This is a genomic window from Streptomyces venezuelae (assembly GCF_008642295.1).
In the GTDB taxonomy this organism is placed as follows: Bacteria; Actinomycetota; Actinomycetes; order Streptomycetales; family Streptomycetaceae; genus Streptomyces; species Streptomyces venezuelae_C.
The window spans coordinates 7,163,272-7,189,077 of record NZ_CP029190.1 but is presented as its reverse complement, the minus strand read 5'-3'; the positions used below and the strand labels follow the sequence as shown (position 1 = coordinate 7,189,077).

Genomic DNA, 25,806 nt, shown 5'->3' with positions numbered 1-25,806 from the left:
CTAGGCGTTGTCCTGCGGGGCATCGGGGGCGGGGGTGTCCTGCGGGGTGGGGGCCTGGGAGTTCCAGGTCAGGGTCACCGAGAAGTTGGCCTGGGTGGAGGTGCTCGCGATGACGATGTCCGCGTCGGCGGACAGGGAGACCCCGAACTCCAGGGTGATCTCGTCCGGCCGGTGCACGAGCCCGGTCAGCCGGCTCACAAAACTGTCGGCGACCGGCCGGATGCCGTCCACCATCTCCCCGAAGGTCCGCGACGCCCGGGTCACGGCACCGCCGCCGCGCCCGACCCGCGCCAGCGACTCGTCCACCTCCCGGATCTGCACGCGCAGTACTCCGTCGGCGCCGTCTTCCAGCGGGACCTCGACGGTACGCACCTCGGTTCCCATGACCGATCACTCTCCCCCGTCACCCAGCAGCTCGATGTGGTGGCAACTCTTGCACGGGTGACCGGAGTTGAGGCAAGCCCGGGGGGCATGTGCACCGGAGATGGCCGAAACCGAGCCGCCGCGTGGGCGCGCCGGATCACTGAGGGCGGCCGGCGCACCTATCCTCGCCGCATGGCATCCCGGATCAGCGAACTCGTCATCGACTCGGAAGACCCTGACCTACTGGCCGCATTCTGGTGCGATGTCCTCGGCTACGTCGAGCGGGAGCGCGACGCTGACGGCATCGCCGTCGGCCCGCCCGGCGAAGGGTTCGGCGGCGCACAGCCCACCCTGGTCTTCAACGCGGGCCGCGACCCCAAGCGGGGGAAGCTCCCGCTGCACATCGATCTCAGCCCCACCGACCGCGACCAGGAAGCCGAGCTGGCCAGGTTGCTGACACTGGGCGCCGTCCCCGTCGACATCGGCCAGACCGGCGAGGAGAGCTGGCACGTCCTGGCCGACCCCGAGGGCAACGAGTTCTGTCTCCTGCGCACGCGGTTGAAGCCCCTCTGACCTCCCACGGCCCCTCGGGCGGGGTGGGTGGGGTGGTGAGGCGGCGTCAACCCGGTACATCCGCACGCTCATCCCATCCGGGGAGCGAAGCGGGCTGTCCGGGCGCTGCGGGGGTGTGTACGGCACGGTGGCAGCCATGCGCCGCTGGTCTCTTCCGCTGCTCCTCGCCGCCCTGTTGGCGGCTTCCGGATGCATGACGGTCCACCCTGCCCCCGCCCCTGCCCCTGCTCCTGTCCCGGCCCCGCCCACCGGGCCCCGCGCCGAGGCGCCGGCGGACCGTACGGCACTGCCGCTCTCCCGCCTGCCCGGGCCGGAGCCCGAGTCCTCATCCGAGCCCGAGTCCGAGTCCGCCGCTGCTCCGGACCCCGCGCCCGCCCGCCGTCACCGCGCTGTGCCCCCGGCCCGTAAGGCATCCGGCGCGGACCGGCGGTATGCCGGACCCGCGCCCCGCCGGGGCGCCCCGCCGAGGCCGGCACCGAAGCCCCGGCCCCAGCGGGCCGGGGCAAAGGGGGCCGGGGCAAAGGCGCGGCCGGGCGCCCGGACACCCGTACCGCACCGCCCGGTACGGCCCGCCGCCGGGGGCGGTGCCGTGGACATGGCCGAGCTGTGCCGCGCGGCCCGCGGCATCACCGGCCCCGCCGTCACCGCGCTGTGCCACCGGACGTACGGCCGGTGACCCGGCACCGGGGGCGGACCGGCACCGACGGACGGCAGCAGGCGTCCCAGGGTCAGACCCCGGTGGCCGCCGCAGCCGCCCGGCCGGCCTGTCGGCCGGAGAAGATGCAGCCGCCGAGGAACGTGCCCTCCAGGGACCGGTAGCCGTGCACCCCGCCGCCGCCGAAACCGGCGACCTCGCCCGCCGCGTACAGGCCGGGTACGGGGGCGCCGGAGGCGTCCAGGACGCGGCCCGAGAGGTCGGTCTGGAGTCCGCCGAGCGTCTTGCGGGTGAGGATGTTGAGGCGTACGGCCACCAGCGGGCCGGCGGCCGGGTCCAGGATCCGGTGGGCCGAGGCCGTCCGGCTGATGGTGTCCCCGGGGTAGGCGAGGGCGTTGCGGATCCCCATGACCTGGACGTCCTTGGTGTAGGGGTTCTCGATCTCGCGGTCCCGGGCCTCGATCTGCCGCTTGAGGCCGTCCAGGTCGATCAGGTCGTCGCCGGTCAGCCGGTTCATTCCGGTGACCAGGTCGGGCAGGTTCGTGGCGACCACGAAGTCGGCCCCCCGCTGCTTGAACCTCTCGATCGGCTCCGGGCTCTGCCAGATCCGTGACAGCAGCTTCAGGATGTCCTTGTTGGTGAGATCGGGGTTCTGCTCGGAGCCCGAGAGGGCGAACTCCTTGGCGAGGATCTTCTGCGTGGTCACGAACCACGAGTAGTCGTAGCCGGTGTCCGTGATCGACTTCAGGGTGTGCAGGGTGTCGTAGCCCGGAATGTCCGGCGTGCCGAAGCGCCGGCCCTTCGCGTCGAACCACATCGAGGACGGGCCCGGCAGGATGCGGATGCCGTGACCGGGCCAGATCGGGGCGTAGTTGCGGAGCCCCTCGGTGTAGTGCCACATCCGGTCGGGGTTGACGATGCGTCCGCCCGCGCGTTCCGTGATGGCGAGCATCCGGCCGTCCACGTGCGCGGGCACGCCCGTGACCATGCTGGCGGGCGGGGTGCCCAGCCTGGCCGGCCAGTTCCGGCGGACGAGTTCGTGGTTGGCGCCGATGCCTCCGGAGGTGACCACGACGACGGGGGCGCGCAGTTCGAACTCGCCCACGACGGTACGGGAGCTGGGCGTGCCGCGGGCCGCGCTGCTGGGTTCCAGGATGGCGCCCCGTACGCCGGTGACGGCTCCCGCGGTCGTGACCAGCTCGTCCACGCGGTGCCGGAACTTGAAGGTCACCTTCTTGTTCCCGACGGCGGCCCGCACCTTCTTCTCGAACGGCTCGACGACCGCCGGGCCCGTCCCCCAGGTGACGTGGAACCGCGGCACCGAGTTGCCGTGGCCGTCCGCGAGTCCGCCGCCGCGCTCGGCCCAGCCCACGATCGGGAACCACTGCACGCCCAGTGAGGACAGCCAGGACCGCTTCTCCCCGGAGGCGAAGTCCACGTACGCCTCGGCCCACTTGTACGCCCAGTGGTCCGGGCCGGCCGGGTCGTCCACGTCGCGGTCGAAGCCCGCTGTGCCGAGCCAGTCCTGCCAGGCGAGGTCACGCGAGTCCTTGATGCCCATGAGGCGCTGCTCGTGGGAGTCCGCGAAGAACAGTCCGCCGAAGGACCAGAACGCCTGCCCGCCGATGCTGGCCTCCGGTTCCTGGTCCAGGAGCAACACCTTCCGCCCGGCCGCGGCGAGTTCGGCGGTGGCGACCAGGCCGGCGAGGCCGTGCCCGACGACGATGGCGTCCGCGTGGTACGACTCGGCGGCGAAGGCGGGGAAAGCGTGGGCGGCCAGGGCGGCCCCGGCGAGTACACCGCCGGTGACGGTGAGGGCCCGGCGGCGCGTGACGCCGGGCGGCTCCCCGGTGTTGTCCTCGCGCCGTGCCTCGGACGTGTTTCCGGCGTTCACCATGACGGCCTTTCATCCCAGGGGGTGAGGGTGGGGTGAGGTGGGTGTGGGAGCTGTGAGCACCGGACGACAGAACATTACCGACCGGTATTACCGACGGTAACCCACGGGCGACCGGGCCTGCCAGCCCCCTGCACCCACCACTTCCCGCCAACCACGCCGATCACTGACGCAGTCTCACATCACCGGGAAACAAGGCCTGTTGATGCATCTTCTGTTGATCGAACGGGGAACCGGGATCAGCCGGTGCCGGTGTACACGAAGAGCTGCGGGGACCAGGAGGTGCAGTTGCGCCCCTGGGCATCGTCGATCGCCTGGGCGCACGCACGGACCTTGAAGTTCCAGCTGCCGCGTTCGGGGTTGTTCCAGGTCATGATGCGGCGTTCACCCATCTGCCCTCGCTGGCTGGTCCACTGACGCGCGGTGGGATAGGTGTACGAGATCTCGTAGTAGGACCAACGGGGGCTCGCATAGCCGCCGTAGTACAGCTTGAGGGTGCGGGCGCAGCTGTCGTACCGGCCGCCGATGTACGGGGAGGAGCTGAACTTGTACTTCGCGGGCGTGCCGCCGACGCTCGTGTTCCGGGCGGCCGGCGGATAGCCGTCACGGACGATGCACTGTTTCGCCGGGGCCGAGGCCACGGCGGAGGACGGGGCCCCGGCGGGGGCCGGAGCCGCGGTGGCACCGGGCGCCACCGTCAGACCGGCCGCGATCACCAGTGCCGTACCGAAGAGGGCCGGCGTGCACCGCCGGCTGTGGATGTTCATGGTGGCTCCCTTCGTCACCGGAGGGTCTCGCGGGTGACGATGGCGGGACGGACGGTCCGGACCGGCCCCTCCTGCACTGCGGAGGCCGGGGGCGGTCGCGGTGGTCCCTCAACATCGAGAGTAGCGGGAGGAGCTGGACGCCACGACTCGGCGCAGCCGAATATCGCGTGCACTGCCCCGGGCGTACGTAGCAGACTCCCGGGCATGGTCGACATGCGCAGGTTCCGGGACGAGGTCGCAGGCTGGGCGGGCGGGGGCTCCGGGGAGCCGGCGCGGGAGCTTGCGCAGCTCCTCGGGGTGCACACCGTGGTCCTGCTGGAAGGGCTGAGCGACCTCGCGGCCGTCGAGGCGCTGGCCGCCGGGCGGGGCCGCGACCTGGCCGCCGAGGGGGTGTGCGTGCTGTCGATGGGCGGGGCGATGAACGTCGGCCGTTACGCAGGGCTCCTCGGGGCGGCCGGTCTGGGCCTGCGCCTGGTCGGCCTGTGCGACGAGCGCGAAAAGCCCTTCTTCGACCGGGGCCTCGACGCGGCCGGGGCGTCGCGGTCGGGGGTCTTCGTCTGCACGGCGGACCTGGAGGAGGAGCTGATCCGTGCGCTGGGACCGGAGCGGATCGAGCAGATCGTCCGGGCCGAGGACGAGCTGCGCGCCTGGCAGACCTTCGTACGGCAGCCGGCCCAGCTCGGCCGGCCCCGGCACCATCAGCTGCGGCGCTTCATGGGCACGAAGAAGGGCCGCAAGATCCGCTATGGCCGCCTCCTGGTCGAGGCTCTCACCCCCGACCGGGTGCCCGCGCCGCTGAACGGCCTTCTCGCCGGCCTGTGACCCGTTGAGCAGTTGAGCAGTTGAGCACGGCGTCTACGGGGTTTCCGTCGGGGTGAGCTTCGTGAGGATCAGCAGGGTGTCGACGAGGTCCACGGCCGGGGCGCCGGTGGCCAGCCGGCGGAGCTGCTGCCCGAAGACCAGCGCAACGGCCGCGCCGGCCAGGCGTTCCGGGTCCGGTACGCCGAGCTGGGTCAGGATCCGGGTGGCCAGCAGGTCGTAGGCGGCGAAACACTCGGCTGCCGCGGCGCGCAGCCGTTCGTCGCGCCCGGCCTGGACGTACAGCTCGAAGGGCGCGATGTGGCGGCTGTCGAAGGCATTGCCGCCCGCGACCTGCGCCACCACCTCCGCCGCCTGCCCGATGTCGAAGTGCTCGTCGGAGCATGCGTCGGCGAGAGCCGTGAAGTGCCGGGTCTCCTCGGCCACGAAGTGCAGCATGCTCTCGCGCAGCAGCTCGTGCTGCGTGGCGAAGTGGTAGGTGACGGAACCGAGGGAGACTCCGGCCTCCTTGGCGATCCGCCGGTTGGTGACGGCGGCGATGCCGTCCTGCCCGATGATCCGCAGTACGGCGTCGATGATGCTCTGGCGGGTGTCGGAAGCATGGGGCATATCGGCATTCTGCCCCATCGGCCCGTGCGGCCACCCGGGCGGGGCCGGGGAGTTGGGGACGTACGGGGTGTGGACAAGGCGCGGAGCGATCCCTACTGTTCGTTCGAACGAACAACAGAAGACGCCACACGGGAGTCGTCGTGGAGATATCCGGATCGAACGTTCTGCTCACCGGGGCCACCGGCGGCATCGGTTCCGCCCTGGCCGCACGCCTGACCGCCGAGGGGGCCCGCCTCACGGTCACCGGGCGGCGGGAGGAGGTCCTCAAAGCCGCTGCTGAGGCCTGTGGCGCCCGCACCGTCGTCGCCGATCTGGCCGACCGGTCCGATGTCCTCCGCCTTGCCGAGACCTGTGCCGACGTGGACGTTCTCGTCGCGAATGCCGCCCTGCCCGCCAGCGGCGACCTCCTCGACTACACCGAGGAGCAGCTCGACCGCGCCCTCGACGTCAACCTCCGCGCTCCCGTTCTGCTGACCCGGCTGCTCGCGGCGCGTATGGTGGCCCGCGGCCACGGCCATATCGTCCTGGTCGGTTCCATCTCCGGCAAGGCGGCGACCAAGTCGACCTCCCTGTACAACGCGACGAAGTTCGGGCTGCGCGGATTCGCCCTCGCCCTGCGCCAGGAACTCGTGGGAACGGGGGTGGGGGTGTCCCTGGTCCAGCCCGGCTTCGTCCGCGACGCCGGGATGTTCGCGGCCACCGGTGCCGCCACGCCGAGCGGTATCAGGACCGTCACGCCCGGCCAGGTCGCCGACGGTGTCGTACGGGCCGTCCGGCGCAACCGGTGTGAAGTCAATGTGGCGCCGCTGGAGCTGCGGCTGCTGAGTGCCATCGCCGGGCAGTTCCCCGGGTTCGCCGAGCGGATCCAGGCCCGGGCGGGCGTCGACGGCTCCGTGCGACAGATCGTCGAAGCCCAGCGCTCACGCCGTTAGAAGCGGGCGGTCCCGCACCGCCGGGCGGGACCGCCCCGCACCCGTATGCCCTCGCACCCGTATGTCCTCGCACCTGAACGCCTCCATGCCACTCACCCCTGTGAACGGAGAGCACCATCGTGCCGAGTGAACACCTCCCGAACGCAACTCCCGCCCCCGGCCCGGGTGTCGAGCGCAGGTCCCTGCTCCGGTTGGCGGGCCTGCTGGCAGCCGCGGGCGGAGCCGCCGCGCTGGTGCCGGCACCGGTCGCGCAGGCCACGACTCGGGGCCAGGGCACCGGCACCGTGACCACCACCTACCGGGGCCGCTCCCCGTACGGAAACGCCCCATGGGCGTACGTCGCCTTCGACGTCCCCGCCGGAGTCCAGCGGATCTCCGTGGCCACCTCCCACGACGCCACCGCCGGCATCCTGGACCTCGGCATCTTCGGCCCGTCCGGCTTCCGCGGCTGGTCGGGCGGCGCACGGTCCGGGTTCACCCTCTCCGCGGCGGACGCCACTCCCGGCTACCTGCCCGGGCCTGTCGAGCCCGGCGGCTGGTCCGTCATCCTGGGGCCGATGGTCCGGAGCGCCGGCGGCATGGCCTGGCAGGTCGATGTCACCCTGCACCACGGAGACCCGCTGCCCCAGACCCCGTACGAGATCCTGCCGGCCTCGGTCGCGGGGCGGGGACCCGGCTGGTACCGGGGCGATCTGCACCTGCACAGCGTGCACTCGGACGGCCAGCGCACGGTGGACGAGATCGTCGCGGCAGCCCGCCGGGAGGGGCTGCACTTCATCGCCACCTCCGACCACAACACCAGCTCCACCGGGGTGACATGGCAGGGCAACGTCCCGGCCGACCTGCTGGTCCTCAACGCCGAGGAGGTGACCACCCGGCACGGCCACTGGCTGGCCGTCGGCCTGCCGCAGGGCGAGTGGGTGGACTGGCGCTACGGTCCCGCGGACCAGGGGGTGTTCGAGGGCCATGCGCGGCGCGTGCACAGTCTCGGCGGCATCACGATCGCCGCTCATCCGCTCACTCCGGCACCGGGATCCTTCTGGGAGTTCGGCCTCGACCGGGTGGACGCGCTCGAGGTGTGGAACGGGCCGTGGACCCTGGACGACGCGGCCAACATCGCCGCCTGGCACGTCATGCTCTGCCTCGGCAAGCGGGTCGCCGCCGTGGGCAACAGCGACGCCCACAGCCCCTCGGACGCCGTCGGCCGGCCCCACAACGTGGTACGCGCCACCAGCCTGTCGGCGCCCGCCGTGCTGGACGCACTGCGCCAGGGCCGGTCGTACGCCGTCGAATCCGCGGCCGTGACCGTCGACTTCACCGCCCGCGCCGGCGGGGCGGTCGCGGGGCCCGGCGAGGAACTGCCCCTGTCGCTCTTCGACACCGTCGATGTGAACCTGGAGGTGACGGGCGCCCCGGACAGCATCGCCACGCTGTACACCGAGTGGGGCATCATGGCCGCCACCAGGATCGACGGCCGCGGCCGGGGGCGGCTGCACTGGCGCGGCTGGGGCAAGGCCTCGCTGTTCGCCCGGGCCGAGGTGCGCCGGCCCAAGCCCGCCTCCACCACGCTGGACCAACTGGTGGCCCTCACCAACCCGGTGTGGTTCTACTCCGCGCAACTGCCTCCGTACGACATCGAGCGGCGCGCGCTCTTCCACACCGTGCGCCGCCCCGACGGGTCGTGGAGCAGCATGCGGCCGTTGCCGGGCGCCGCCGCGGGCACCGCCTCGTTCTCGGGGGTCCAGTGCGCCTCGGCCGGCCTTGCGGACGGCTCGGTTGTGGTGCTGGGCATCGCGCCGGACAACGGCCTGTGGCTCACGGTCGTACGGGGACCGGCCACCCTCGAGCCGTGGCGGCGCCTCGCCGGGCCGGACGGGTCGACCGGTGCGGCCGGTGCGGCCGGCTCGACCGGGTTCGCCGTCCGTGAAGCGGATATCGCCGCCTTCCCCGACGGCACCTGCCAGATCGTGGTGACGGCCATGGACGGCACCACCTACCACCAGCAGCGCCGCGCCGACGGCGGGCTGACCGGGTTCCGGGCCGTGCCCGGCTTCACGGCGAAGAGCCACTGGGGCGCGACGAAGGTGTCGGTCACCGCGATGCCCGACGGGTCCGCCCAGCTGCTCGGTTACGGCACGGACGGCGCCATGTACCACTGCACCCGCGGCCGTGACGGTGCCTGGACGGCGTGGAGACGCCTGGCCGGCTACCACGGGGCCCCGACGTTCTCCGGCCCGGCCCTGGCGATCACCGGTATGCCCGACGGTTCCTCCCAGGTCCTCGCGATCGGGCTCGACGGGATCGTGTACCACCAGGTGCGGCGGCCCGACGGCTCCTGGACCGGGTTCCGGTCCCCTCGGGGCGTCACCACCGCCACCATGGGGGCCAGTGCCATCGGCATCGCGGGGACCCCCGACGGCTCCGCCCAGGTCGTGGCGGTCGGGCTGGACGGACGCATCTGGCACAACATCAGGAAGCCGGACGGCTCCTGGACGCCGTTCGCGCAGATACCCGGCCCGAACGGGAGGGACCCCTTCCCGGCGGGACAGGTCCGCATCACCGCCCTGCGGGATGGCAGCACCCATGTGACCGCCGTCAGCTCCGGCTAGCGGAAGGCACCTCAGGCCCGGCGGCCGGTCACCACCAGGTTGCCGTCCGGGGTGCGTCGGGCCTGGTCGCCGGTGCGGAAGTAGCCCTCGGGGGTGAAGGAGCGTGCATTGTGGGCGGGCGACCGGTAGTAGCCCCGCAGGGTGTACGGGCCGCGGGCGAGGAGTTCGCCGGGCTCCCCCTCGGGCACGTCCCTGCCGTCGGCGTCGACGATGCGGATCTCGTCGTCGGGTGACAGCGGCCGGCCCTGTGTGGTGAGTACGGTCTCGTCCGGATCGGCGGGCCGGGTCAGGGTGAGCAGCCCCTCGGCCCTCCCGAAGACCCGCTGCAGGCGACAACCCAGTTCGGGGCGGATGCGTTCGGCGGTGGCACGGTCCAAGGGCGTGTCACCGCCGATCTGTACCAGGCGCAGACTGCTCACGTCGGCCCGGACGGCCGGAAGTGCGTCGAGCCAGAGCCGGGCGGCGGCGGGCTGCAACGATGTGACGGTGACCCGCTCGCGTTCGACGGCCGGAAGGCACTCGGCGGGTTCCTGGCTCTCGGCCAGGACGACGGTGCCGCCTGCGGAGAGGGTGCCGAGGATGCCGGGGCAGCCGAAGGTGAAGTTGGACTCGGCGGGCAGCGCGGCGAGATAGACGTCGTTCTCGGTGAGCGACACCAGCTCGGCGGCGGCCTGTGCCTGGTAGGCGTAGTCGTTGTGGGTGCGCGGAACGATCCTGGTGTCATCGGCGGACAGCAGGAACGCCACCTGGTCGGCGCGCTGCGCCCGCCCCGCTGGCTCGGGCGGGGCGTCCACGGAACTCAGCGTGAAGTAGTAGCAGTTCGACGGGTCGGTGGTGAACCCGCCGTACGGGGACGAGGTGCCCGGCTCCTCCAGGGTGAACACCCGCCGCAGAAAGGGTCCTTGGGCAGCGATCTCCGCCGCCGTCGCCGTGTGGTCGAACCCCTGGTGGGTCGAGGGGGCGACATAGCCGGTGGCCTCGGTGAGCTGCACCAGTCGGGACAGCTCGGGGGCGCGGTGGGTGATCGGGCAGAGCACGGGAACCACACCGGCGCGCATCAGCGCGAAGACGGTGATGACGAATTCGGGGACGTTGGGCAGCTGGACGACGACCCGCTGCCCGGGCCGCAGGCCGAGCAGCTTGAACCCGGCGGCCATCCGGTCCACCCGGCGGTTCAGGGCGGCATAGGTGATGCGGGTGCCGCCGGTGCCGCCGCCGTCTACGAGCGCGGTCCGCGGTCCGTACTGCAGGGCCCAGCCGCGCAGCAGGTTGTCCAGCGTATTGCCATGCCAGTGGCCGGCCGCCCAGTAGCGGTCGACGAATGCCTCGGGCCAGGGCGTGCAGCCGTCCAGCATGGATGTCATGCGCTTCCTCTTCGACCTCGACCGCGATCTTGATCCAGACCTGGGGAATCCAATCCTTCAACTGCCCCGTGCACAATGTGCTGTCCCAACCAAGGACGCCGGATCCCCTCAGCGGAAAGACCAACCCTCGGCGTCGTCCGCGGCCCCGGCGGCGGCTGCCGCCGCCAGCAGGGTCCAGCCGTCGGCCTCCACCGCCCGCCGCTCGTCCGGCTGCCGGCCGGCTGCGGGTACAGCGTCAGGGTCTCGCGGCAGTCTGCGGACCGGCCGCCGTCCGGCGCACGGTGACGGTGACGCAGCGACCACAGGTACGTCCGCCCGTCGGCGACCAGGCGGCGGGGCTTCTTCGCTTTACGGGGCACGGAGCCGAGGGTATGCCAGGACCCGCCTCAGATCCGGCCGAGTTCCGCCCGCAGGTCGTCCAGTCCCAGGGAGCCGAGGGACAGCGCGGCCATGTGCCACCGCTTGAGGTCGAAGTCCGCGCCCTGCCGGGCTCGGGCCGCCTCCCGGCCCTGCAGCCAGGCCCGTTCGCCCAGCTTGTAGGTGATCGACTGGGCCGGCCGGCCCAGATAGCGGACGATCTCACTGTCCAGGTACTCGGACGGGCGGCCGGAGTAGCGGCCGAGGAACTCCCGGGCCAGGGACGGGGTCCAGCGCCAGCCGGCGGCGTACGGCGAGTGCGCCGGGATCTCGAACCGCAGGTGCATGCCGAGATCGACCACGACCCGCAGCGCCCGGATCATCTGGGCGTCCAGGTGGCCGAGCCGGTCCTGCGGCTCGGTGTAGAAGCCGAGTTCGTCCATGAGGCGTTCCGCGTACAGCGCCCAGCCCTCGGTGGTGGCGCTGATCCTGCCGACCTTCGTCTGGTAACGGGAGAGGGAGTCGGCGACGAGCGTCCAGTGCGCCATCTGGAGGTGGTGGCCGGGCACCCCCTCGTGGTACCAGGTGGACACCAGATGGTGGGTCGGGAACCGGGTCCGGCCGAGCGTCGGCAGCCAGGTGCGGCCGGGGCGGGAGAAGTCCAGCGAGGGCTGGGTGTAGTACGGGGCTGCCGCGCCGCCCGGCGGCGCGATCCGGGACTCCACCTGCCGTACCGGTCCGGCCATGTCGAAGTGCCTCCCGTCCAGCACCTCGACGGCCTCGTCCATGAACGACTGCAACCACAGCCGCGTTTCCTCCTCGCCCTCGATGGCGCGCCCGTGGTCGTCGAGCCAGGCGAGGACCTCCCACGGGTCGTCCGCTCCGGGCCGGATCCGCCGGGCCTCGGCGCGCATCTCGGCGAGCAGCCGGTGGAACTCCGACCAGCCGAAGGCGTACGCCTCGTCCGGATCCACCTCGGCACCGGTGTACAGCCGGGCGAAGCGGGCGTAGCGTTCGCCGCCGACCGCGTCCGGCTGCCCTTCCACCTGTCCGGCGTACACCTGGGTGAACCAGTCGCGCAGTCCGGCGACCGCCTCGTTGGCCGTCCGCGCCGCCGCCTCGACCTCCGTACGCAGGCCGTTCCCGGGAGCGTCGACGGCCTGTCGGCCGAAGCCGCCCGTGCCCAGCCACTCGTTCAACTGGGTGATGTTCTCGGAGACTTGGCGTGGCGCCGCCGACAGGCCGTGCCGTACGCCCGTGTCGAGCGAGGCCCGGTAGCCGGCCAGGGCGGCGGGCACGGCGTTGAGGCCCCGGGCGATGGCCCGCCAGTCCTCTTCCGTCGCCACCGGCATCAGCGGGAAGGCCTTGCGGATCTGGTGCAGCGGCGAGGAGATGTTGTCGACGGCACGCAGGTGCTCACCGGCCTCGTGCTGCGCCAGCTCGGCCCCGAGCCTCTCCTTCAGCAGCGTCGCGCACCGCCGCTCGACGTCGCTGTCCGCGCCCGGTGCCCGCTCGGCGGCCCTGAGCTGCGCCAGGGTCCTGCGCGCGAGTTCGGCCAGCGCCTCCCGGCCGTCCGGGGAGAAGTCGGGGAGCGCACCCGAGGCACCGGGCAGGCCCAGGGTGATGCCGACGAGCGGATCCAGCTCGACCAGGGCGTCGACGTAGGCGTCGGAGATCTCACGGGGCAGGGCGTCCGGTTGGCTCGGCATCCGCAGCACCTTCCCGCCCCGGACAACACCCAGTCCCGCGGCACCGCAGAATGGCCGATACTGGCTCGCTCGCCCCGGGCCCGGAGCGAGGGGTGTCGCACCCCCTAGCGGCCGGCGGTCTCGTAGGCCGGCGGGACGCCGTCACGCATCACCCGGTGCGCCACCGCATCGGCGGACGGCCGGAGTTCGTCCTCGATGCGGGTCCGGGCGGGCTCGTCGACCGTGACCGCCGCGGGGCGGTCCGGAGCGTCGGCCAGGCGCTTGACGCGCGCGGCTGCGGCGGGTTCAGCGGACGGGCCACCGTCGCGTTGTTCGCGCAGACCCGCCGTATGAACGGCCACCCGGGCCCAGAGGTCCTCCGCCGGCAGGGCCGTGGTGGAGCGGGCGCGGACGACGGTCCTCGCCTCGATGACCATCCGGTTCATTTCGACGATGACCGCGCGGGCCAGGCGCCGGTCGCCCAAGGCGGCGATAACGGCTTCGGTGGAGGCCGTGCGCGCCGCGGTGTCGTCCGCCGCCAGCCGGGCGCGCCGTGCGGCCGGCCGGGTGAGCCACAGCAGCAGCCGGGCGGTGGCGGTGACGGCCACCCTGGGGAGCCACAGCGCCCACTCGCTGGCCCGCGTACGGGCGTTGAAGCGGAGGGCTCCTTCGGCCAGGTCGGGCGCATGCCGGGCGACGTCCGGCCCGGTGCTGAGGACGGCACCCCGGCCCGCGGGCTGCATCAGGTTCGCCCCGGCGGTCAGCGCCCCCAGCGCCGTGCCGATGACGGCGCCCCGCCGGACATGGCCGGGATCGAGGTCGGCCATGGCGCGGGCCAGGACGGCGACGCGTTGCTGCGGGGAGTGGGTGGCCCAGAGCGGAACGCCGAGGACCAGGCGACGCCTGCGGAGGAGTCCGTACGGGACCACGGTGGCGGCGAACTCCGCGGTGAGCTGCACCGCGTCGAGGCGGCGCACCCCGACCGCCTCGGCGATGCGGTCCAGCAGTTCGAACAGGGTCGGTGCATCGGCTCGGTACAGCGTCGGCAGCTCGGGATCCAGCCGCCCCAGGCGCGGGCGCACCACCAGGGCCATGACGACCAGCGCCAGGCCCAGCATGGGCTGGACGACGGTCGTGAAACCGAGCACGATCAACAGCACTCCGCCGAGGAGCAGTCCTGCGGTCAGGAGATGGACCGCGCCTGCAACCAGGTATGCGGCGGCCGTCGCCACCCTGATGTGCACGGCGCCCCCCGACCCCGTGCGACGGTCTTCCTCCACCGGCTCCCCCTCCACGACGACTGAGACGAACGAACAGACTATGGTCGGCACTCACTCGGCGGTGAGGTCGATGGCGTACGCCGCCTCCCGGACCTCCGTGTCCTGGTGGTGGCGGAGGGAGTGGACCGCGTCCGTCCAGGGTTTCGGCCAGCCCAGGCCGGGGCCGAGGGCGGCTGCGAGGGCTGCGGCGAACAGGCCGGCGGCCTGGCCCGCGGCCGACAGGGCCCGTACGGCCGCCAGCGGCACCTCCGGGTCCTGCACGGTGCGGGAGGCATGGCGGTGGCGCCGGTACAGCTGCTCGGCGCAGCGGCCCGCCAGTACCGGGCGGTCCGCGACGGCGGCAACCAGTTCGCGGCAGGCGGCGGTCAGTTCCGGTTCCGGTGCCGCCGGGTCGACGGCCCGGACGAGCAGGGAGGTGCGCAGGCCGGTCAGCCGCGGATCACCGGCCAGTTGCCGGGCCAGCGGGGCGCACAACCCGCGGTGCACCGTGCCGCCGGAATCGCCGAACATGCTCTCCAGCCGGTGACGGGCGGGCAGGTCGAGGCCGTCACGGTCGCTGTCCGCCGGGGCATCGGTTGCCAGGGCCGCCAGCAGCCGCGCCACCGCTGCGTGGAGCAGGCCGACGGCGGCAGCCGCGTTCGCCCGGCCGGGCTCCTCCGGTCCCGCCGATGCCGCGATGCCGAGCAGGACCTCGGCAGCCGACTGCCATGCGAGCGGGGAGGCCAGGTCGGTGACGATCTCCGCGAGGGTCTCGGTGACGGCGGGGGTGTGCGCGGACCAGTCGCTCAGGGTCCAGAACACGAACTGGGACGTGGACTCGTCGGCGGTGGCGAGCAAGCCGACGATCAGTCGGCCATAGCGGGACCGGTGGGCCTGATCCACCTCTGCCGGACTGCGCAGCACCGCGCGGCGGGCGCTTTCCGGGCCCTCGGCGACAGCGGACTCCAGCAGCGCCCACGCTTCCTCGGCGGGGAGCAGGGCGGGTGCCATGGCCACAGCCGCAGCCCGCAGGTCCGGGTGCGCGGCAGTGCCGAGTGCCGCCCCGGCCAGGAGCGGTGCGGCGTCCGCCGGCGGGAGGTGGCGGGCGGCGAGCCGCGCCGCCGACTTGGCGGCGGTGACCTTCACCCCGCTCTTCCGGGTCAACACCTCCTGCAGCAGCCCGGCCAGGGCATCCGGGCGGGCGTGCAGTGCCACCCGGTCGGCGCCCGCCCAGGCCGCGGCGGCATCGGCTGTGCCGGCCCGGTCGAGCAGGAGGCGGAGGGCGGCGTCCGGGTCTTCCGCTGCGGCGGCGTTCACCAGCGCGGTGGTGTCCGCCCCCGCTTCCTCGGCGTCGGCGTACCGCCGGACGAGCTCGTACCCGTACCCCGGGACGGCGGCCACCTCGCGGAGCAGGGCGGCGCGTTCGTCCAGGGGCCGGCCGGGATCGGCGAGGGCTGCCTCGGCCAGGCGTACGGCGTTCCGCTGCTGGCGGGGCAGCCACCGGTCGGCGTGGCGGAAGCGGGGCAGGGTTCGGGGCGTGCCGGGGGCCGGGAAGCGGCCGGTGGGCGGCGGGTCCGCGAGGGCGTGGTCCAGCAGGTCGGTGCGGTCGGCGGCGAGCACGTCGAGGACGGGGCCGGTGCCCGCTGCGGAGGGGTCCTGCTCGATCAGTACGGCGACCCGCTCGGCGCGGGTCGCCGGGTCGGCCAGCCAGGCGGCGGCCAGGCCGGCGAACGCACCGTCGGAGCAGTTGCGCAGGGCGTCGGCGAGGCGTTCCTGAAGTTCGGGGATCCGGTGCGCCCGGGTGCCGAACGCCTCCACCAGGGCGAGCAGCGGGGCGTGGTCGCCCCGCCCGGCCGCGGTGTCCAGCCAGGGTCGTACGGCTTCGAGCAGGGCGCGTTCCCGGCCGGGGCGCAGGGCCCGGTCCAGCCGGGTGAGTGCGACCGAGCCGGTGTGGGCAGTGAGCGCCTCCATCAACTGCACGGAGAGACAGAACAGTTCGTCGTTCGCCGAGGTGTTGAGGAGGGCGACGGCGAGGGTGTGGACGGCGGTCCGGGTGGCGGGTGAGCAGTCGCGGGCGCGCAGGGCGTTCCGGCAGAGGAGTTGCAGGTCGTCGCGGGCCTTCCGGCCGGCGGGCCCGGCCGGGGCCCCGCCGAGGGCTGCCGCGAACAGCGGTGCGGGCAGGGCGGTGAGGGCTTCCAGGGCGGACCGGCGGACCGGGTCGCGTTCGTTGCCCAGCCGACGGGCGGCCAGGTCGAGTACGGCGGCCAGTTCCGCCGGGGCCGCCGTGTAGCCGGCGTTCTCCACCAGCGCGCGCCAGGCCAGCGCACGGTCGTCCGCGTCTCCGGACCCGGCCGCGGCGAGGAGTTCCGGCCGGGCTTCCGCGGGCGGGAGCAGTGCCAGGGTGGGCCACAGGTCGTAGGCGGCCCATCGTTCGGTGCGGCCCTGCGCGACGTACGCCCGGACCCTGGCGTACCGGTCGGCCGGCGGCAGCAGCGCCAGTACGGCGTCAGGGGGCACGGGGTGCCGGGCGGCGGTGGCGACTGCGTCGAGGAAGGCTGCCCGGCCGGCCGGCGGCACCGCCCGCACCATCGTGGGGAAGGCGCCCCGGTGGGACCAGCGGGCGGCGAGCCGGTGCAGGGACGGCGGGGCGGCCTCGACCAGTCGGCGCAACACGGCCGGGGAGGGGGTGCGCTCCCAGCGGGCACTGTGCCGGCCGGGGTCGGCGAGCCACCGGGCCACCCGCTCGGGGCCGGCGTCGACCAGGTCGGCGAGCCGGTCGTGCAGGGGGCCGGGCAGGTCCGCGGGCCCGTACCGCTCGAGGAGGTCCAGGACCCGGGCCGGGTCTGCGGGCAGGGCTGCGGCGATGCCGTTGGCGCGATGCGGCCACCAGCCGTTGCGCTGTCCGGGGGTGAGGGCGGCGAGCTCCCGCTCGACTTGGTCGAGTACGACTGCCGGATGGCGCCGGGCCAGCAGGCTCCAGCCCTCGAAGGCGACGGCACCGGAGAGCCCGGGCAGCATCCGGGAGGTGAACTCCGGGGAGCAGCCCGGGAGCAGCAGGGCCGCGTCCCGGTCGCCGCGTTCGGTACGCAGCCGGAGCAGCAGGCGTTCGGCGAGAGCGGGGCGGCTGCCGTCGCGCAGCAGCCGGGCGAGGTCGGCGCGGACCGTGGCGGGGGCGTTGTCGTGGGCGGCTTCGATGGCCCGGTCGGGTACGGCCGAACTCCGGGCGCCGCGCAGGGCGTAGCGGCGGACGACCGGATCGGGGTCGGCCAGGCGGGCTGCGAGGTGGCTGCTGTCCCCGCCGGCCAGGGCGGCGAGCGCGGCGAGCCGTCGTTCGTACGGGCCGAGCCGGTCGAGCGCGGTGAGCAGCGGCCGGAGTTCGCCGCGGGCGGCCAGCCGGTGCGCGGTGACGGCGGTGTACCGGAGCCGGGCCTTGTGCGGGAGCGAGTCGAGGGCGGAGAGAAGCTGTTCGACGGTGGTGATCATCGAGGTGGATTCTCACAGACCTCTCTCCGCGGTCCTACCGAATATCCGCGCAGGACCGTCATGGGATCTCCGGGCGGCGGCGGAGCAGCAGCAGGGCGATGTCGTCGGCGCGGGGAGCGGTGATGCGGGCGTGCCGGAGGAGGTCGTCGGCGACCGCGGCCAGGGGTTGGGCGTGGATGCGGTCGAGGTGCCGGGCGGCGGCGCGGGTGGAGTCCCCGATGTCTTCGCCGCGGGCTTCGACGAGGCCGTCGGTGTAGAGGGTGAGGAGGGTGCCCGGGGTGAAGGGGATCTCGGTGGTGGGGTAGGTGGCTTCGGGATCGATGCCGAGGACCAGCCCGGGGGTCAGGTGCAGGATCTCCGCGGGGCCGCCGGGAGGGAGCACCAGGGGCGGGGGGTGGCCGGCGGTCGCCAGGCAGGCGGTGTTCCGGGCCAGGTCGAACTGGACGTAGAGGCAGCTGGTGAAGAGCCCCGGGTCGAGGTCGGTGACGAGCCGGTTGGTGCGGGCCAGGACTTCGCCGGGCGGAGCCCCGGCGGTGGCGTGGACGGCGGTGCGGACCTGCCCCATGAGGGCGGCGGCGTTGACGTTGTGGCCCTGGACGTCTCCGATGGCGGCGGCGACCGTGGTGTCGTCGATGCGGATGAGGTCGTAGAAGTCCCCGCCGATGTCGAGGCCCTGGGCCGCGGGGAGGTAGCGGGCGGCCACTTCCAGGGCCGGGACCTCGGCCAGGGTGTGCGGAAGCAGGCTGGTCTGCAGGCTGTGGGCGAGCTGGTGCTTGGAGTCGTAGAGCCGGGCCCGGTCCAGGGCCTGCGCGATCAGGCCGGCGATCGAGGTCAGGACGGCGCGTTCGCCGGGGGCGAAGGGGTGCGGGTGGTCGTAGGCCAGGACGAGGGAACCCACGGGGTGGCCGGAGGCGATCAGCGGAAGGAAGACCCAGGCGGCCATGTCGTCCTGGACGACGGCCGAGGGATACGCGGCCGTGAGTTCACCGGCGTCCGCGAAGAACAGCGGCTCGCCGGTGCGCAGCACACGGGTGGTCGGGGTGTCGGAGGTGACGGGTTCGGCGTCGAACCGGGCCATCAGTTCGGCCGTGTAGCCGCGGTAGCCGACGATGCGCAGGCGCTGCTCCTCGACCACGAGCAGGGCCATCGCCTGCGCGCCGAGCGCGGGCACCAGCTGGTCGGCGGCCTGCTCGACCACGTCCTGTGCGTGGGCGGCCTCGGTGAGGGTGGCCGCGAGGTGCATCAGCTGGTACAGGACGGTGGCCCGGCTGGGCATCGGTGCGGTGCTCGCCGACGGGGCCGGCACCGGGGGCGGCCCGGGGTGGGCCCCGGTTCCCGTTCCCGCTCCCCCGTTCGTGCCTTCGGCGGCGGCTGCGGTGATGCGGACGCTGATGCCCGTGTCGTCGGGGAAGAGCTCGAACCGCACGGGCTGGTCGGGGGGCCGTAGGGCGATGAAGGAGCGGGGCAGCCGGCTGATGACCGCGGCCCGGTAGTGGTCCTCGATCACGGGGGTGTCCATCCACGGCAGCGCTTCCCACGGCAGCGCACCGAGCAGCTCGGAAACCGGCATGCCCAGCAGCTCGGCCGCCTCGGCCGTGATGAAGATGATCTTTCCGGTCAGGTCGAGGGCGCAGCTGCCGCCGGGCAGCCGGCGGACGAAGGCCAGCGCTGCCGCCGCCTCCAGGGGGCCGGGCGTGGGCGGCGGCAGGGGGCGCAGCATCACCGGGCGGGCGGCCGGCTCGATCGGCTGTCCCTTCTCGGCCGCCTTCCGCAGTACGTCGGCCAGGCCGCGGCAGCCGGTCTCCATGGCGTGGCGTTCCTGCCGGGACAGGTGCGGTGGGTGGTTGCCCGGCCACAGCAGCACCAGGCCGCCGGGAGCGGGGGATCCGCCGTCCGGGTGGCCGGGCAGGGGGCCGGCGGCGAGGGCAAAGTCGTACGGCAGGACCAGGCCGAGCCGGGGGTAGCGGCGGGCCGCCTCCTCACGGCCGCCCAGCCAGACGAGCCGCAGCTCGCGTACGGCATCGGCCACGGGGATGGCGTCGTCCAGCCACACCCGGGACCAGGGGGCGGCGAATTCCCGGGCAACACCGCAGGCCAGGGCGAGGTAGAGGACCCGCCGGTCGGGTCCGCGCAGGTAGACCATGCCGATGGACGCGCCCGTGGTACGGACCACCTCGTCCAGGGCCGTCTCCAGTGGCCGCCGGCCCGACGGCTCGGCCCCGGCGGCAGGTACATCCTGCACCTGCCCATCGTCTCCCACGCTCGGGTGCGAAGCGCGGGTGCGGGGCGCGGGGGCCGCTCATACGGTGGGAGGTGGACCCCGAAAACCCGGAACAAGCCCGGAACCCGGAACCCGGGAGGCGTCGTGGCGTACCGGTTCTGCGAGAACGAGCAGTTCGATTTCGAGGTGCGGGCACTCCTCGGAGCCGCCTGGCAGAAGGGTTCCGATCCCGGGGAGGTACTGGCCACCGCCGGTGCGCTGAGCGACGCCGACGGCCCACGGTGGTTCGATGCCTGGACGGCCCTGGCCCGGCGGGTCCGTGCGGACGGCGAGCGGGCGGCGGCGGCCGGCCGCAAGGTGAGCGCCCGGGATGCCTGGCTGCGGGCGGCCGGGTACTTCGGGGCGGGGCTGGTGGCGGCGGACGCGCTGGCGGACGAGGCGGTGCTGCTGGAGGTGTTCCGCGAGCACCGGGAGTGCTTCGACCGGTTCGCGGCGGCCTGGGAGCCGGCGGCGGAGCGGGTGACCATGCCATACGAGGGGACCGGGCTGCCCGGCTACCTGTTCCGGCCCGCAGCAGGCGGGACGGCGGCAGGCGGGACGGCGGCAGGCGGGACGGCGGCAGGCGGGGCGGCGGGCTCCCCGACGATGATCGTGAACAACGGCAGTGACGGCCCGGTGGGAGCGGCGTGGACCATGCTCGGGGCGCCGGCGGTGGCACGCGGCTGGAACGCCCTGCTGTTCGACGGTCCGGGGCAGCAGACGATGCTGTTCGAACACGGGATGCCGTTCCGGCCGGACTGGGAGCACGTGATCACACCGGTGGTGGACTTCCTGCTGGCGCGCGGTGACGTGGATCCGCAGCGGCTGGTCCTGGCCGGCATCAGCCAGGCCGGCTACTGGGTGCCACGGGCGCTGGCCTTCGAGCACCGGATCGCGGCGGGGGTGGCGGACCCGGGCGTGGTGGACGTGGCGGCGAGCTGGTGGCGGAACTTCCCGCCGGAGCTGCGGGCCCTGTTCGACGCGGGTGAGCAGGAGGCGTTCGACGCAGCGCTGCGGGAGGGGCTGGCGCAGGACGCCGGGTTCGCGGCGTACTGGCGGTGGCGGGCGAAGCCGTACCGGATCGACTCGCCGTACGACCTGCTCACCGAGGTGGGCCGGTACGACCTGACGGCGGTGCTGGACCGGATCACGGTGCCGCTGCTGGTCACCTCGCCGGAGGGCGAGCACTTCTGGCCCGGCCAGTCGCGGGCCCTGTACGAGGCGCTGCCCGGGGAGAAGGCGTTCGTGGAGTTCACGGCCGCGGAGGGCGCGGACCTGCACTGCGAGCCGCTGGGGCGGGCCCTGTTCGAGCAGCGGGTGTTCGACTGGCTGGACGGCCGCTTGGCGGATCGCCCGGCCGGCTGACCGTCGGGCGACGGGTAACGGGGGTGACGGGTGACGGGGGTGACGGGTGACCGGTGACGGGTGCGTTGTCGGCCGTTCCGCGCCGCCATGGCGGAGGATCGCCGCATGCAGAGTCGATCGGCTGGTGCCCTCCGCACGCGGGTGGTGTGGGCGACGGCCCTCGCCCTGGCCGCGGTCACCGCGCTCCTCGGGACCGCGCCCGCCGCCGCCCCGGCGCCGGCCCCCGCCGACGACCCGCCCGTTCCCGTCCTGACCTGGGGCCCCTGCGAGGACACGGACGCCGGCGCCCCTGACGACGGCTTCGAGTGCGCCACCGCCCGGGTGCCGCTGGACTACCGCCGGCCCACCGGGCGTACGATCCCGCTCGCCGTCACCCGGCGGACCGCGGCCGACCGGGCCCACCGCACCGGGGTCCTGCTGCTGCACCCCGGCGGTCCCGGCAACTCCGGTGTGGACTTCGTCCGCAACAGCCACGCCGCGCTCCCCGCCTCCCTCCGTGACGCCTTCGACGTCGTCGGGTACGACATGCGCGGCGTCGCGCGCAGCGGACAGGTGGAGTGCTGGAACGACGAGGAGTACTCGGCCGCCGTCGGCGCCGCGCGCGGCGTACCCGGCCCGGGGGCCCTGCACGCCGCCGTCCGGCAGGGCCTCGAGTTCGCCACCGCCTGCCACCGGCGGGCCGGGGACCTGGTGCCCTACATCGGCACCGGCTCGAACGCCAAGGACATCGACCTGCTGCGCCGGGCCCTGGGCGAGAAGACGCTCTCCTTCTACGGCCGGTCCTTCGGCAGCCACGTCGGCACCGTCTATGCCGCACAGTTCCCCCGGCGGATCCGCGCCATGGTCCTGGACGGGGCGTACGATCCGCACCGGTACGCCGACCAGCCGTACGCCTATGACGCCGCACAGTTCGCCGCCCTGGACGCGGCGGTCGGCCGGTTCCTCGACTGGTGCGCGCAGAACGCCACCACCTGCGGATTCGGGGAAGGCCGGCCGCGGGAGGCCTTTGAACGGCTCAAGCGGGCACTGGACGCCGCCCCGGTCGTCACCGCGAGCGGACGCCCGGCGACCGGCTACACCCTCGCCTACCGCCTGATGTTCAACATCAACGCGGGCCGGGAGATCTGGCCCCACCTGGGCCGGGCCCTGCGGGCGGCCCAGGCCCGCCGGGGTTCGTTCCTGCTGAACCCGCTCTCCCCCGGCACCTTCGACTTCCTCACCGTCAACACGGCCGTGGAATGCGCCGACCGCCGCTACCCGGCCGCGCGCCCGCTCCTGGGCGCGCTGGTGGGCGCCCGCGCTGCCGCCGCTCCGCTGCTGGGACCCCCCATCGGCCTCGGGCCGCCCTCCTACGACCACAACCATGCGCCCGCCTGTGCCCAGTGGCCGGCCGAGCGGCCGAGCCGCTTCGAGGGCTCCTACCGGGCGGCCGGTTCCGCCCCGATCCTGGTCCTCGGCACCACCGGGGACCCGGACACCCCGTACCAGGACGCAGTGGCGCTCGCCAGGACGCTGGCGAACGGACGGCTGCTGACCTTCGCCGCCGAAGGACACACCGCATACAACCGGAGCGCCTGCATCAGCGCCCTGGCCACGGCCTACCTCGCCACCCTGGCGCTGCCCGCACCGGGCACCGTCTGTGCGGACGAGCCGCCCCCGGCCGCGTCCGGCCGCCACACCCCGATCGCGGACCTCGTGGTCGACGAGACCCGCGATGTGATCCCCGCACAGCGGACTCGAACAGTCGGCTGAGGCCAGATCGAGCCGGAAGAGACGGCCCCGGCAGCCCCCGGGCAGCCGCGGACCGTGGATCCGGACACCCCGCGCGTCCGGCTGCGCCGGCGGCCCGCGGTACCGCACCGGCGGATCTTGGCCCTGAAGATCAAGCGGCGGTTCCCCGGAGAGCGCCGGGCGGACCCGGGCGTGCTCCGGCCCTGGCATGACGCCGCACCTGGTCAGCGGCATATGTCCGGTTGTCGACGCATGGCGAGTTCCCCTCGGTGTCGGCCTGCCGCCGAATGCGTACCGTCACCGATCAGCCACGCAGGGAGGTCGGAGGAGCATGGGAGAAGCAAGCGCGCGGAACGAAGTGGGCACGGCGTACATCAACGATGTGTTTATGCGCCACCCCTTGACCACGCGGAACCAAGAGGAACTCGACATAGCCGCCAGGGCCGCCGGCATCCTGCAGCGGAACCAACTGCGGCATGTGCTCAAGCGGACCCCCGAGGGAGGGGGTGAGGCCATCGACCCGATCGGGTTCTCCCTGAACAAGGTGCGTTACGGCGGCTTTCCCCAGAAAGAGCAGACCGCGCACGAGCGCGGCTGGCGCGCCTATATGAATGTCGGCGTACCGGTCGTCGAAGAGCGGAGCGACATCCAGCAGCCCCCTCCCGACATGATCTCCAAGCAGACGTACATCAATGGCACCGACCCGATCACCATCACCGTGACGGACACGGTCGAGTTCGCGATCTCGAACACGATCAGCTGGTCGCTCCAGGGAGAGGTGAAGCTCACCTTCGGGGCGAAATCCATCGCATCGCTCCAGCAGCAGCTGGAGAAGAGCATGGAGCTGAAGCAGTACCAGAAGACCACCCTGCTCAACAGCAAGGACAACCAGGGCGTCAACACGGAGTCCCAGACGGAGGCGACCAGCAGGACCGCAGCGACGAGTTCCGTCACCGGCACCGGGGAGTTGTGGGGCGAGCTCCTGCTCGGGATCACCGGCTCCGTCAGCGGTTCACTGACCACCGAATGGAAGCACCAGTCCACCGTCAGTTTCCAAGTCAGCAGCCGGGCAGATGTGATGGCGACGACACGTCGTCAGATCCGCCAGTTCGACTACGAATTCCCCGTCACCTTCGGCGGCTGGGTCGCCTTGTACTACCCCGAACCGGTGGCGGTGAAGGAGACTCCGCCGCAGGCCGCCGACCCGAGGTTCTCCCGGGTCATCGCATGGAAACTCGGCGAGTCCGCCTTCGATTCCAGTCGCTTCGACCTGGCTGACGAAGGAAAGAGGTTCATGCAGAAGGGGACGGCGGAAATCGTGGCCGTCCGCACCGGAGAGCACCGGGTTTTCCAGCCGGAAGTACTCGATTACCAGAACCAGAAGCAGCCCCTCTAGGGATCGGGAGGGAAACCCATGTCCTTCAAGAACATCTTCGACAACGGCGGCAACGAAGCCGGTTCCGCCGACACGTCCGCCCAGGCGCTCAACGAAGACACTCCGGGAGCCGGGGACATCTCGGAGGCCGTGCGCAAACTGGAGAGCGAACGCGATCCGTGGCTCGTGCGCCAGACCGCACACGGGGCCTTCGACGTCATGGGGTTCCTCGGCCCGCTCTTCCGGAACACCCGGAGCGCGGCTGCCGCGCAGCGTCAGACCTCCGAAGACCCCGGGTCGACGTCCAGCATGGCCTCGGCGACCACGAAGGCGTTCGGACCGCCGAAGGTGGACATCGGCGACGAAGACATGCCGAAGCTCGAAGACCTGTCGAAGCTCATCGCCGACAAGAGGAGTTACACCCTCATCGCGACGGGTCTGGGAACCTCCGAAGGTCTGGCGGTGGACCCGGCGCAGAACACGGCGTACGTCGCCGACCGCGGCGGCCAGAAACTGTACGCGGTGAAGGTCGGCACCGGCGCCCAGCGGGTGGCCGCGAGCGGCCTGGGCGACATCGGTGATGTGGCGGTGGACGGCCGGGGCACGGCCTACACCACCGACTACGCCGGTGGGCGCCTGCTCGCGGTGAACCTGTCCAGCGGCTCCTCCGCCAAGATCGCCGACGTCACGGGCGCGTACGGTGTCGCGCTCGAGGCGGCGGGCAGGGCCCACGTCGCCAACTGGAACGACGGACAACTGATCCCGGTCGACCTGCCGGGCGGCCAGAAGGGCACGATGACCACCGGCCTGGGGCAGGGCATCGCCGGAGTGGCACTCGACGGGCGGGGCAAGGCGTACGTCGGCCGGAAGGACGGCGGCGGCAAGCTGCACGAGATCGACCTGGCCAACCGCACCCACCGGGTCGTGACGAGCCTTGCCGGGTCGAGCACCATCCGCGTGGCTCTCGACGGCGCCGGCCGGGCGTACACCATCGACCACGTGACCGGGAGCCTGTACGAGATCACGCTCGCGGACGGCGCGCAGCGCGTGGTGGCCACCGGTCTGGGGACGTGCGAGGGCCTGGCGCTGGACGGCGTCAACGGCTGGATCTACGTCAGCAACCGTGAAGGCCAGCTGTGGCAGATCGACCAGCGCGCCGCCCAGGCCCTGGGGGGTGTCGGCAAGGTCGTGCCCTAGCGTCACCCGGCCGGCGGTGACGGCGTACTGCTCAAGGGGGCACCGGGCGGGCCGTGACCATGGGGGCCATGCGGACCGTCCGGGCCGGCGGGGCCTGAGGGGCTGTTCGAGCCGTGGGCGGTGCCGGATTCGATGGTGCCGCCGAGGCGTTCACGCAGGCCCGGGAGTGCGGAGTCCGGGTGGGCGGTGACCACCCAGCGCTCCCCGACCAGGTAACTGCCACCGTACGCACGGGCCTCCGTCAGCCACGCGTCCCGGCCTTCGGGCCGGGCGAAGCTGAGCATGCGGTACGAGGTGCCCTGGCCGGTGCGGCACTCCCCCTGACGCAGCTCATCCGCGTCCACGCTGAGCGCGGGCGTACAGCCGATGGCTTCGGCCATCCCGTCCAGTGGGCCGGGGCCGGCGGGGCCGACGGCGGGGTGGGCGGTGCCGGTGGGGATGGTGGGGCCGGCCGAGCAGGCTCCGTACAGCAGGGCGGCAGCGAGGGCACCGGCCACCGCCCCTGC

Annotated in this window: 18 protein-coding genes; 8 read left to right on the top strand and 10 right to left on the bottom strand. The window is 73.2% G+C overall.

Annotated features, from left to right (window positions below; all coding sequences use genetic code 11):
• On the bottom strand, nt 1-384 hold the full coding sequence (locus DEJ50_RS32080) for a CU044_2847 family protein (RefSeq protein ID WP_150211550.1): 384 nt from the start codon (nt 382-384) through the stop codon (nt 1-3).
• A gap of 171 nt (nt 385-555) precedes the next feature.
• On the opposite strand from DEJ50_RS32080, the gene DEJ50_RS32075 reads away from it, so the two are divergent.
• Nucleotides 556-936, top strand: a complete 381-nt coding sequence (locus DEJ50_RS32075; protein ID WP_150211549.1) for a VOC family protein — start codon at nt 556-558, stop codon at nt 934-936.
• A gap of 728 nt (nt 937-1,664) precedes the next feature.
• Here the strand turns inward: DEJ50_RS32075 and DEJ50_RS32070 are convergent.
• Both DEJ50_RS32070 and DEJ50_RS32065 read right to left on the bottom strand, forming a co-directional pair.
• Nucleotides 1,665-3,488: an FAD-binding dehydrogenase gene (locus DEJ50_RS32070; RefSeq protein WP_150211548.1), complete on the bottom strand. Its 1,824-nt coding sequence runs from the start codon at nt 3,486-3,488 to the stop codon at nt 1,665-1,667.
• A gap of 236 nt (nt 3,489-3,724) precedes the next feature.
• Nucleotides 3,725-4,252, bottom strand: a complete 528-nt coding sequence (locus DEJ50_RS32065) for a hypothetical protein (protein ID WP_150211547.1) — start codon at nt 4,250-4,252, stop codon at nt 3,725-3,727.
• 204 nt (nt 4,253-4,456) lie between these two features.
• Between DEJ50_RS32065 and DEJ50_RS32060 the strand changes: the two genes are divergently transcribed.
• Nucleotides 4,457-5,074 (top strand): TOPRIM nucleotidyl transferase/hydrolase domain-containing protein, encoded by a 618-nt coding sequence (locus tag DEJ50_RS32060; protein ID WP_150211546.1) that lies wholly within the window; start codon nt 4,457-4,459, stop codon nt 5,072-5,074.
• A 33-nt stretch (nt 5,075-5,107) separates the two neighbouring features.
• Here the strand turns inward: DEJ50_RS32060 and DEJ50_RS32055 are convergent, their stop codons facing one another.
• Nucleotides 5,108-5,680: a TetR/AcrR family transcriptional regulator gene (locus tag DEJ50_RS32055; protein ID WP_150211545.1), complete on the bottom strand. Its 573-nt coding sequence runs from the start codon at nt 5,678-5,680 to the stop codon at nt 5,108-5,110.
• 140 nt (nt 5,681-5,820) lie between these two features.
• On the opposite strand from DEJ50_RS32055, the gene DEJ50_RS32050 reads away from it, so the two are divergent.
• The gene (locus tag DEJ50_RS32050; RefSeq protein WP_150211544.1) at nt 5,821-6,612 is read left to right on the top strand and encodes an SDR family NAD(P)-dependent oxidoreductase; all 792 of its coding nucleotides are present in this window, start codon (nt 5,821-5,823) and stop codon (nt 6,610-6,612) included.
• A gap of 119 nt (nt 6,613-6,731) precedes the next feature.
• Entirely contained in the window at nt 6,732-9,221 is a 2,490-nt protein-coding gene (locus DEJ50_RS32045; RefSeq protein WP_150211543.1) for a CehA/McbA family metallohydrolase, read from the top strand.
• Between the two features lie 11 nt (nt 9,222-9,232).
• Here DEJ50_RS32045 and DEJ50_RS32040 read toward each other — a convergent pair whose 3' ends face one another.
• The 5 genes from DEJ50_RS32040 to DEJ50_RS32015 all read right to left on the bottom strand — a co-directional run bounded on the left by DEJ50_RS32040 (nt 9,233) and on the right by DEJ50_RS32015 (nt 19,614).
• The gene (locus DEJ50_RS32040) at nt 9,233-10,585 is read right to left on the bottom strand and encodes a (2,3-dihydroxybenzoyl)adenylate synthase (protein WP_223838002.1); all 1,353 of its coding nucleotides are present in this window, start codon (nt 10,583-10,585) and stop codon (nt 9,233-9,235) included.
• 386 nt (nt 10,586-10,971) lie between these two features.
• Nucleotides 10,972-12,651 (bottom strand): DUF885 domain-containing protein, encoded by a 1,680-nt coding sequence (locus tag DEJ50_RS32030; RefSeq protein WP_150211541.1) that lies wholly within the window; start codon nt 12,649-12,651, stop codon nt 10,972-10,974.
• Nucleotides 12,652-12,755: 104 nt separating this feature from the next.
• The gene (locus DEJ50_RS32025; protein WP_223838001.1) at nt 12,756-13,874 is read right to left on the bottom strand and encodes a hypothetical protein; all 1,119 of its coding nucleotides are present in this window, start codon (nt 13,872-13,874) and stop codon (nt 12,756-12,758) included.
• Between the two features lie 87 nt (nt 13,875-13,961).
• Nucleotides 13,962-17,372, bottom strand: coding sequence for a hypothetical protein (locus DEJ50_RS32020; protein WP_150211539.1), 3,411 nt, complete (start codon nt 17,370-17,372; stop codon nt 13,962-13,964).
• 58 nt (nt 17,373-17,430) lie between these two features.
• Entirely contained in the window at nt 17,431-19,614 is a 2,184-nt protein-coding gene (locus tag DEJ50_RS32015) for a SpoIIE family protein phosphatase (protein ID WP_411757657.1), read from the bottom strand.
• 123 nt (nt 19,615-19,737) lie between these two features.
• Here DEJ50_RS32015 and DEJ50_RS32010 point away from each other — a divergent pair, with 123 nt between their 5' ends.
• From DEJ50_RS32010 to DEJ50_RS31995, 4 genes are all read left to right on the top strand, one after another.
• Nucleotides 19,738-20,997, top strand: coding sequence for an alpha/beta hydrolase family protein (locus DEJ50_RS32010; protein WP_150211538.1), 1,260 nt, complete (start codon nt 19,738-19,740; stop codon nt 20,995-20,997).
• Nucleotides 20,998-21,102: 105 nt separating this feature from the next.
• Nucleotides 21,103-22,749 carry an alpha/beta hydrolase gene (locus tag DEJ50_RS32005; protein ID WP_223838000.1) on the top strand — a complete coding sequence of 549 codons (1,647 nt, stop codon included), beginning with the start codon at nt 21,103-21,105 and terminating at the stop codon, nt 22,747-22,749.
• Nucleotides 22,750-23,086: 337 nt separating this feature from the next.
• Nucleotides 23,087-24,124, top strand: coding sequence for a gluconolaconase (locus DEJ50_RS32000; protein WP_223837999.1), 1,038 nt, complete (start codon nt 23,087-23,089; stop codon nt 24,122-24,124).
• A gap of 18 nt (nt 24,125-24,142) precedes the next feature.
• A complete protein-coding gene (locus DEJ50_RS31995) occupies nt 24,143-25,300 on the top strand; it encodes a hypothetical protein (RefSeq protein ID WP_150211536.1) in 1,158 nt (385 codons plus the stop codon).
• A 2-nt stretch (nt 25,301-25,302) separates the two neighbouring features.
• Here DEJ50_RS31995 and DEJ50_RS34165 read toward each other — a convergent pair whose 3' ends face one another.
• Nucleotides 25,303-25,797 carry a hypothetical protein gene (locus DEJ50_RS34165; protein WP_190344813.1) on the bottom strand — a complete coding sequence of 165 codons (495 nt, stop codon included), beginning with the start codon at nt 25,795-25,797 and terminating at the stop codon, nt 25,303-25,305.
• Nucleotides 25,798-25,806: the final 9 nt, after the last annotated feature.

What these genes read in the sequence shown, in the direction of transcription:
- DEJ50_RS31995 (WP_150211536.1), top strand. Translation starts at nt 24,143, where the DNA reads ATGTCCTTCAAGAACATCTTCGACAACGGCGGCAACGAAGCCGGTTCC.
- DEJ50_RS32020 (WP_150211539.1), bottom strand. Translation starts at nt 17,372, where the DNA reads ATGATCACCACCGTCGAACAGCTTCTCTCCGCCCTCGACTCGCTCCCG.
- DEJ50_RS32080 (WP_150211550.1), bottom strand. Translation starts at nt 384, where the DNA reads ATGGGAACCGAGGTGCGTACCGTCGAGGTCCCGCTGGAAGACGGCGCC.
- DEJ50_RS32060 (WP_150211546.1), top strand. Translation starts at nt 4,457, where the DNA reads ATGGTCGACATGCGCAGGTTCCGGGACGAGGTCGCAGGCTGGGCGGGC.
- DEJ50_RS32040 (WP_223838002.1), bottom strand. Translation starts at nt 10,585, where the DNA reads ATGACATCCATGCTGGACGGCTGCACGCCCTGGCCCGAGGCATTCGTC.
- DEJ50_RS32070 (WP_150211548.1), bottom strand. Translation starts at nt 3,488, where the DNA reads ATGGTGAACGCCGGAAACACGTCCGAGGCACGGCGCGAGGACAACACC.
- DEJ50_RS32030 (WP_150211541.1), bottom strand. Translation starts at nt 12,651, where the DNA reads ATGCCGAGCCAACCGGACGCCCTGCCCCGTGAGATCTCCGACGCCTAC.
- DEJ50_RS32005 (WP_223838000.1), top strand. Translation starts at nt 21,103, where the DNA reads ATGCAGAGTCGATCGGCTGGTGCCCTCCGCACGCGGGTGGTGTGGGCG.
- DEJ50_RS32065 (WP_150211547.1), bottom strand. Translation starts at nt 4,252, where the DNA reads ATGAACATCCACAGCCGGCGGTGCACGCCGGCCCTCTTCGGTACGGCA.
- DEJ50_RS32055 (WP_150211545.1), bottom strand. Translation starts at nt 5,680, where the DNA reads ATGCCCCATGCTTCCGACACCCGCCAGAGCATCATCGACGCCGTACTG.
- DEJ50_RS32075 (WP_150211549.1), top strand. Translation starts at nt 556, where the DNA reads ATGGCATCCCGGATCAGCGAACTCGTCATCGACTCGGAAGACCCTGAC.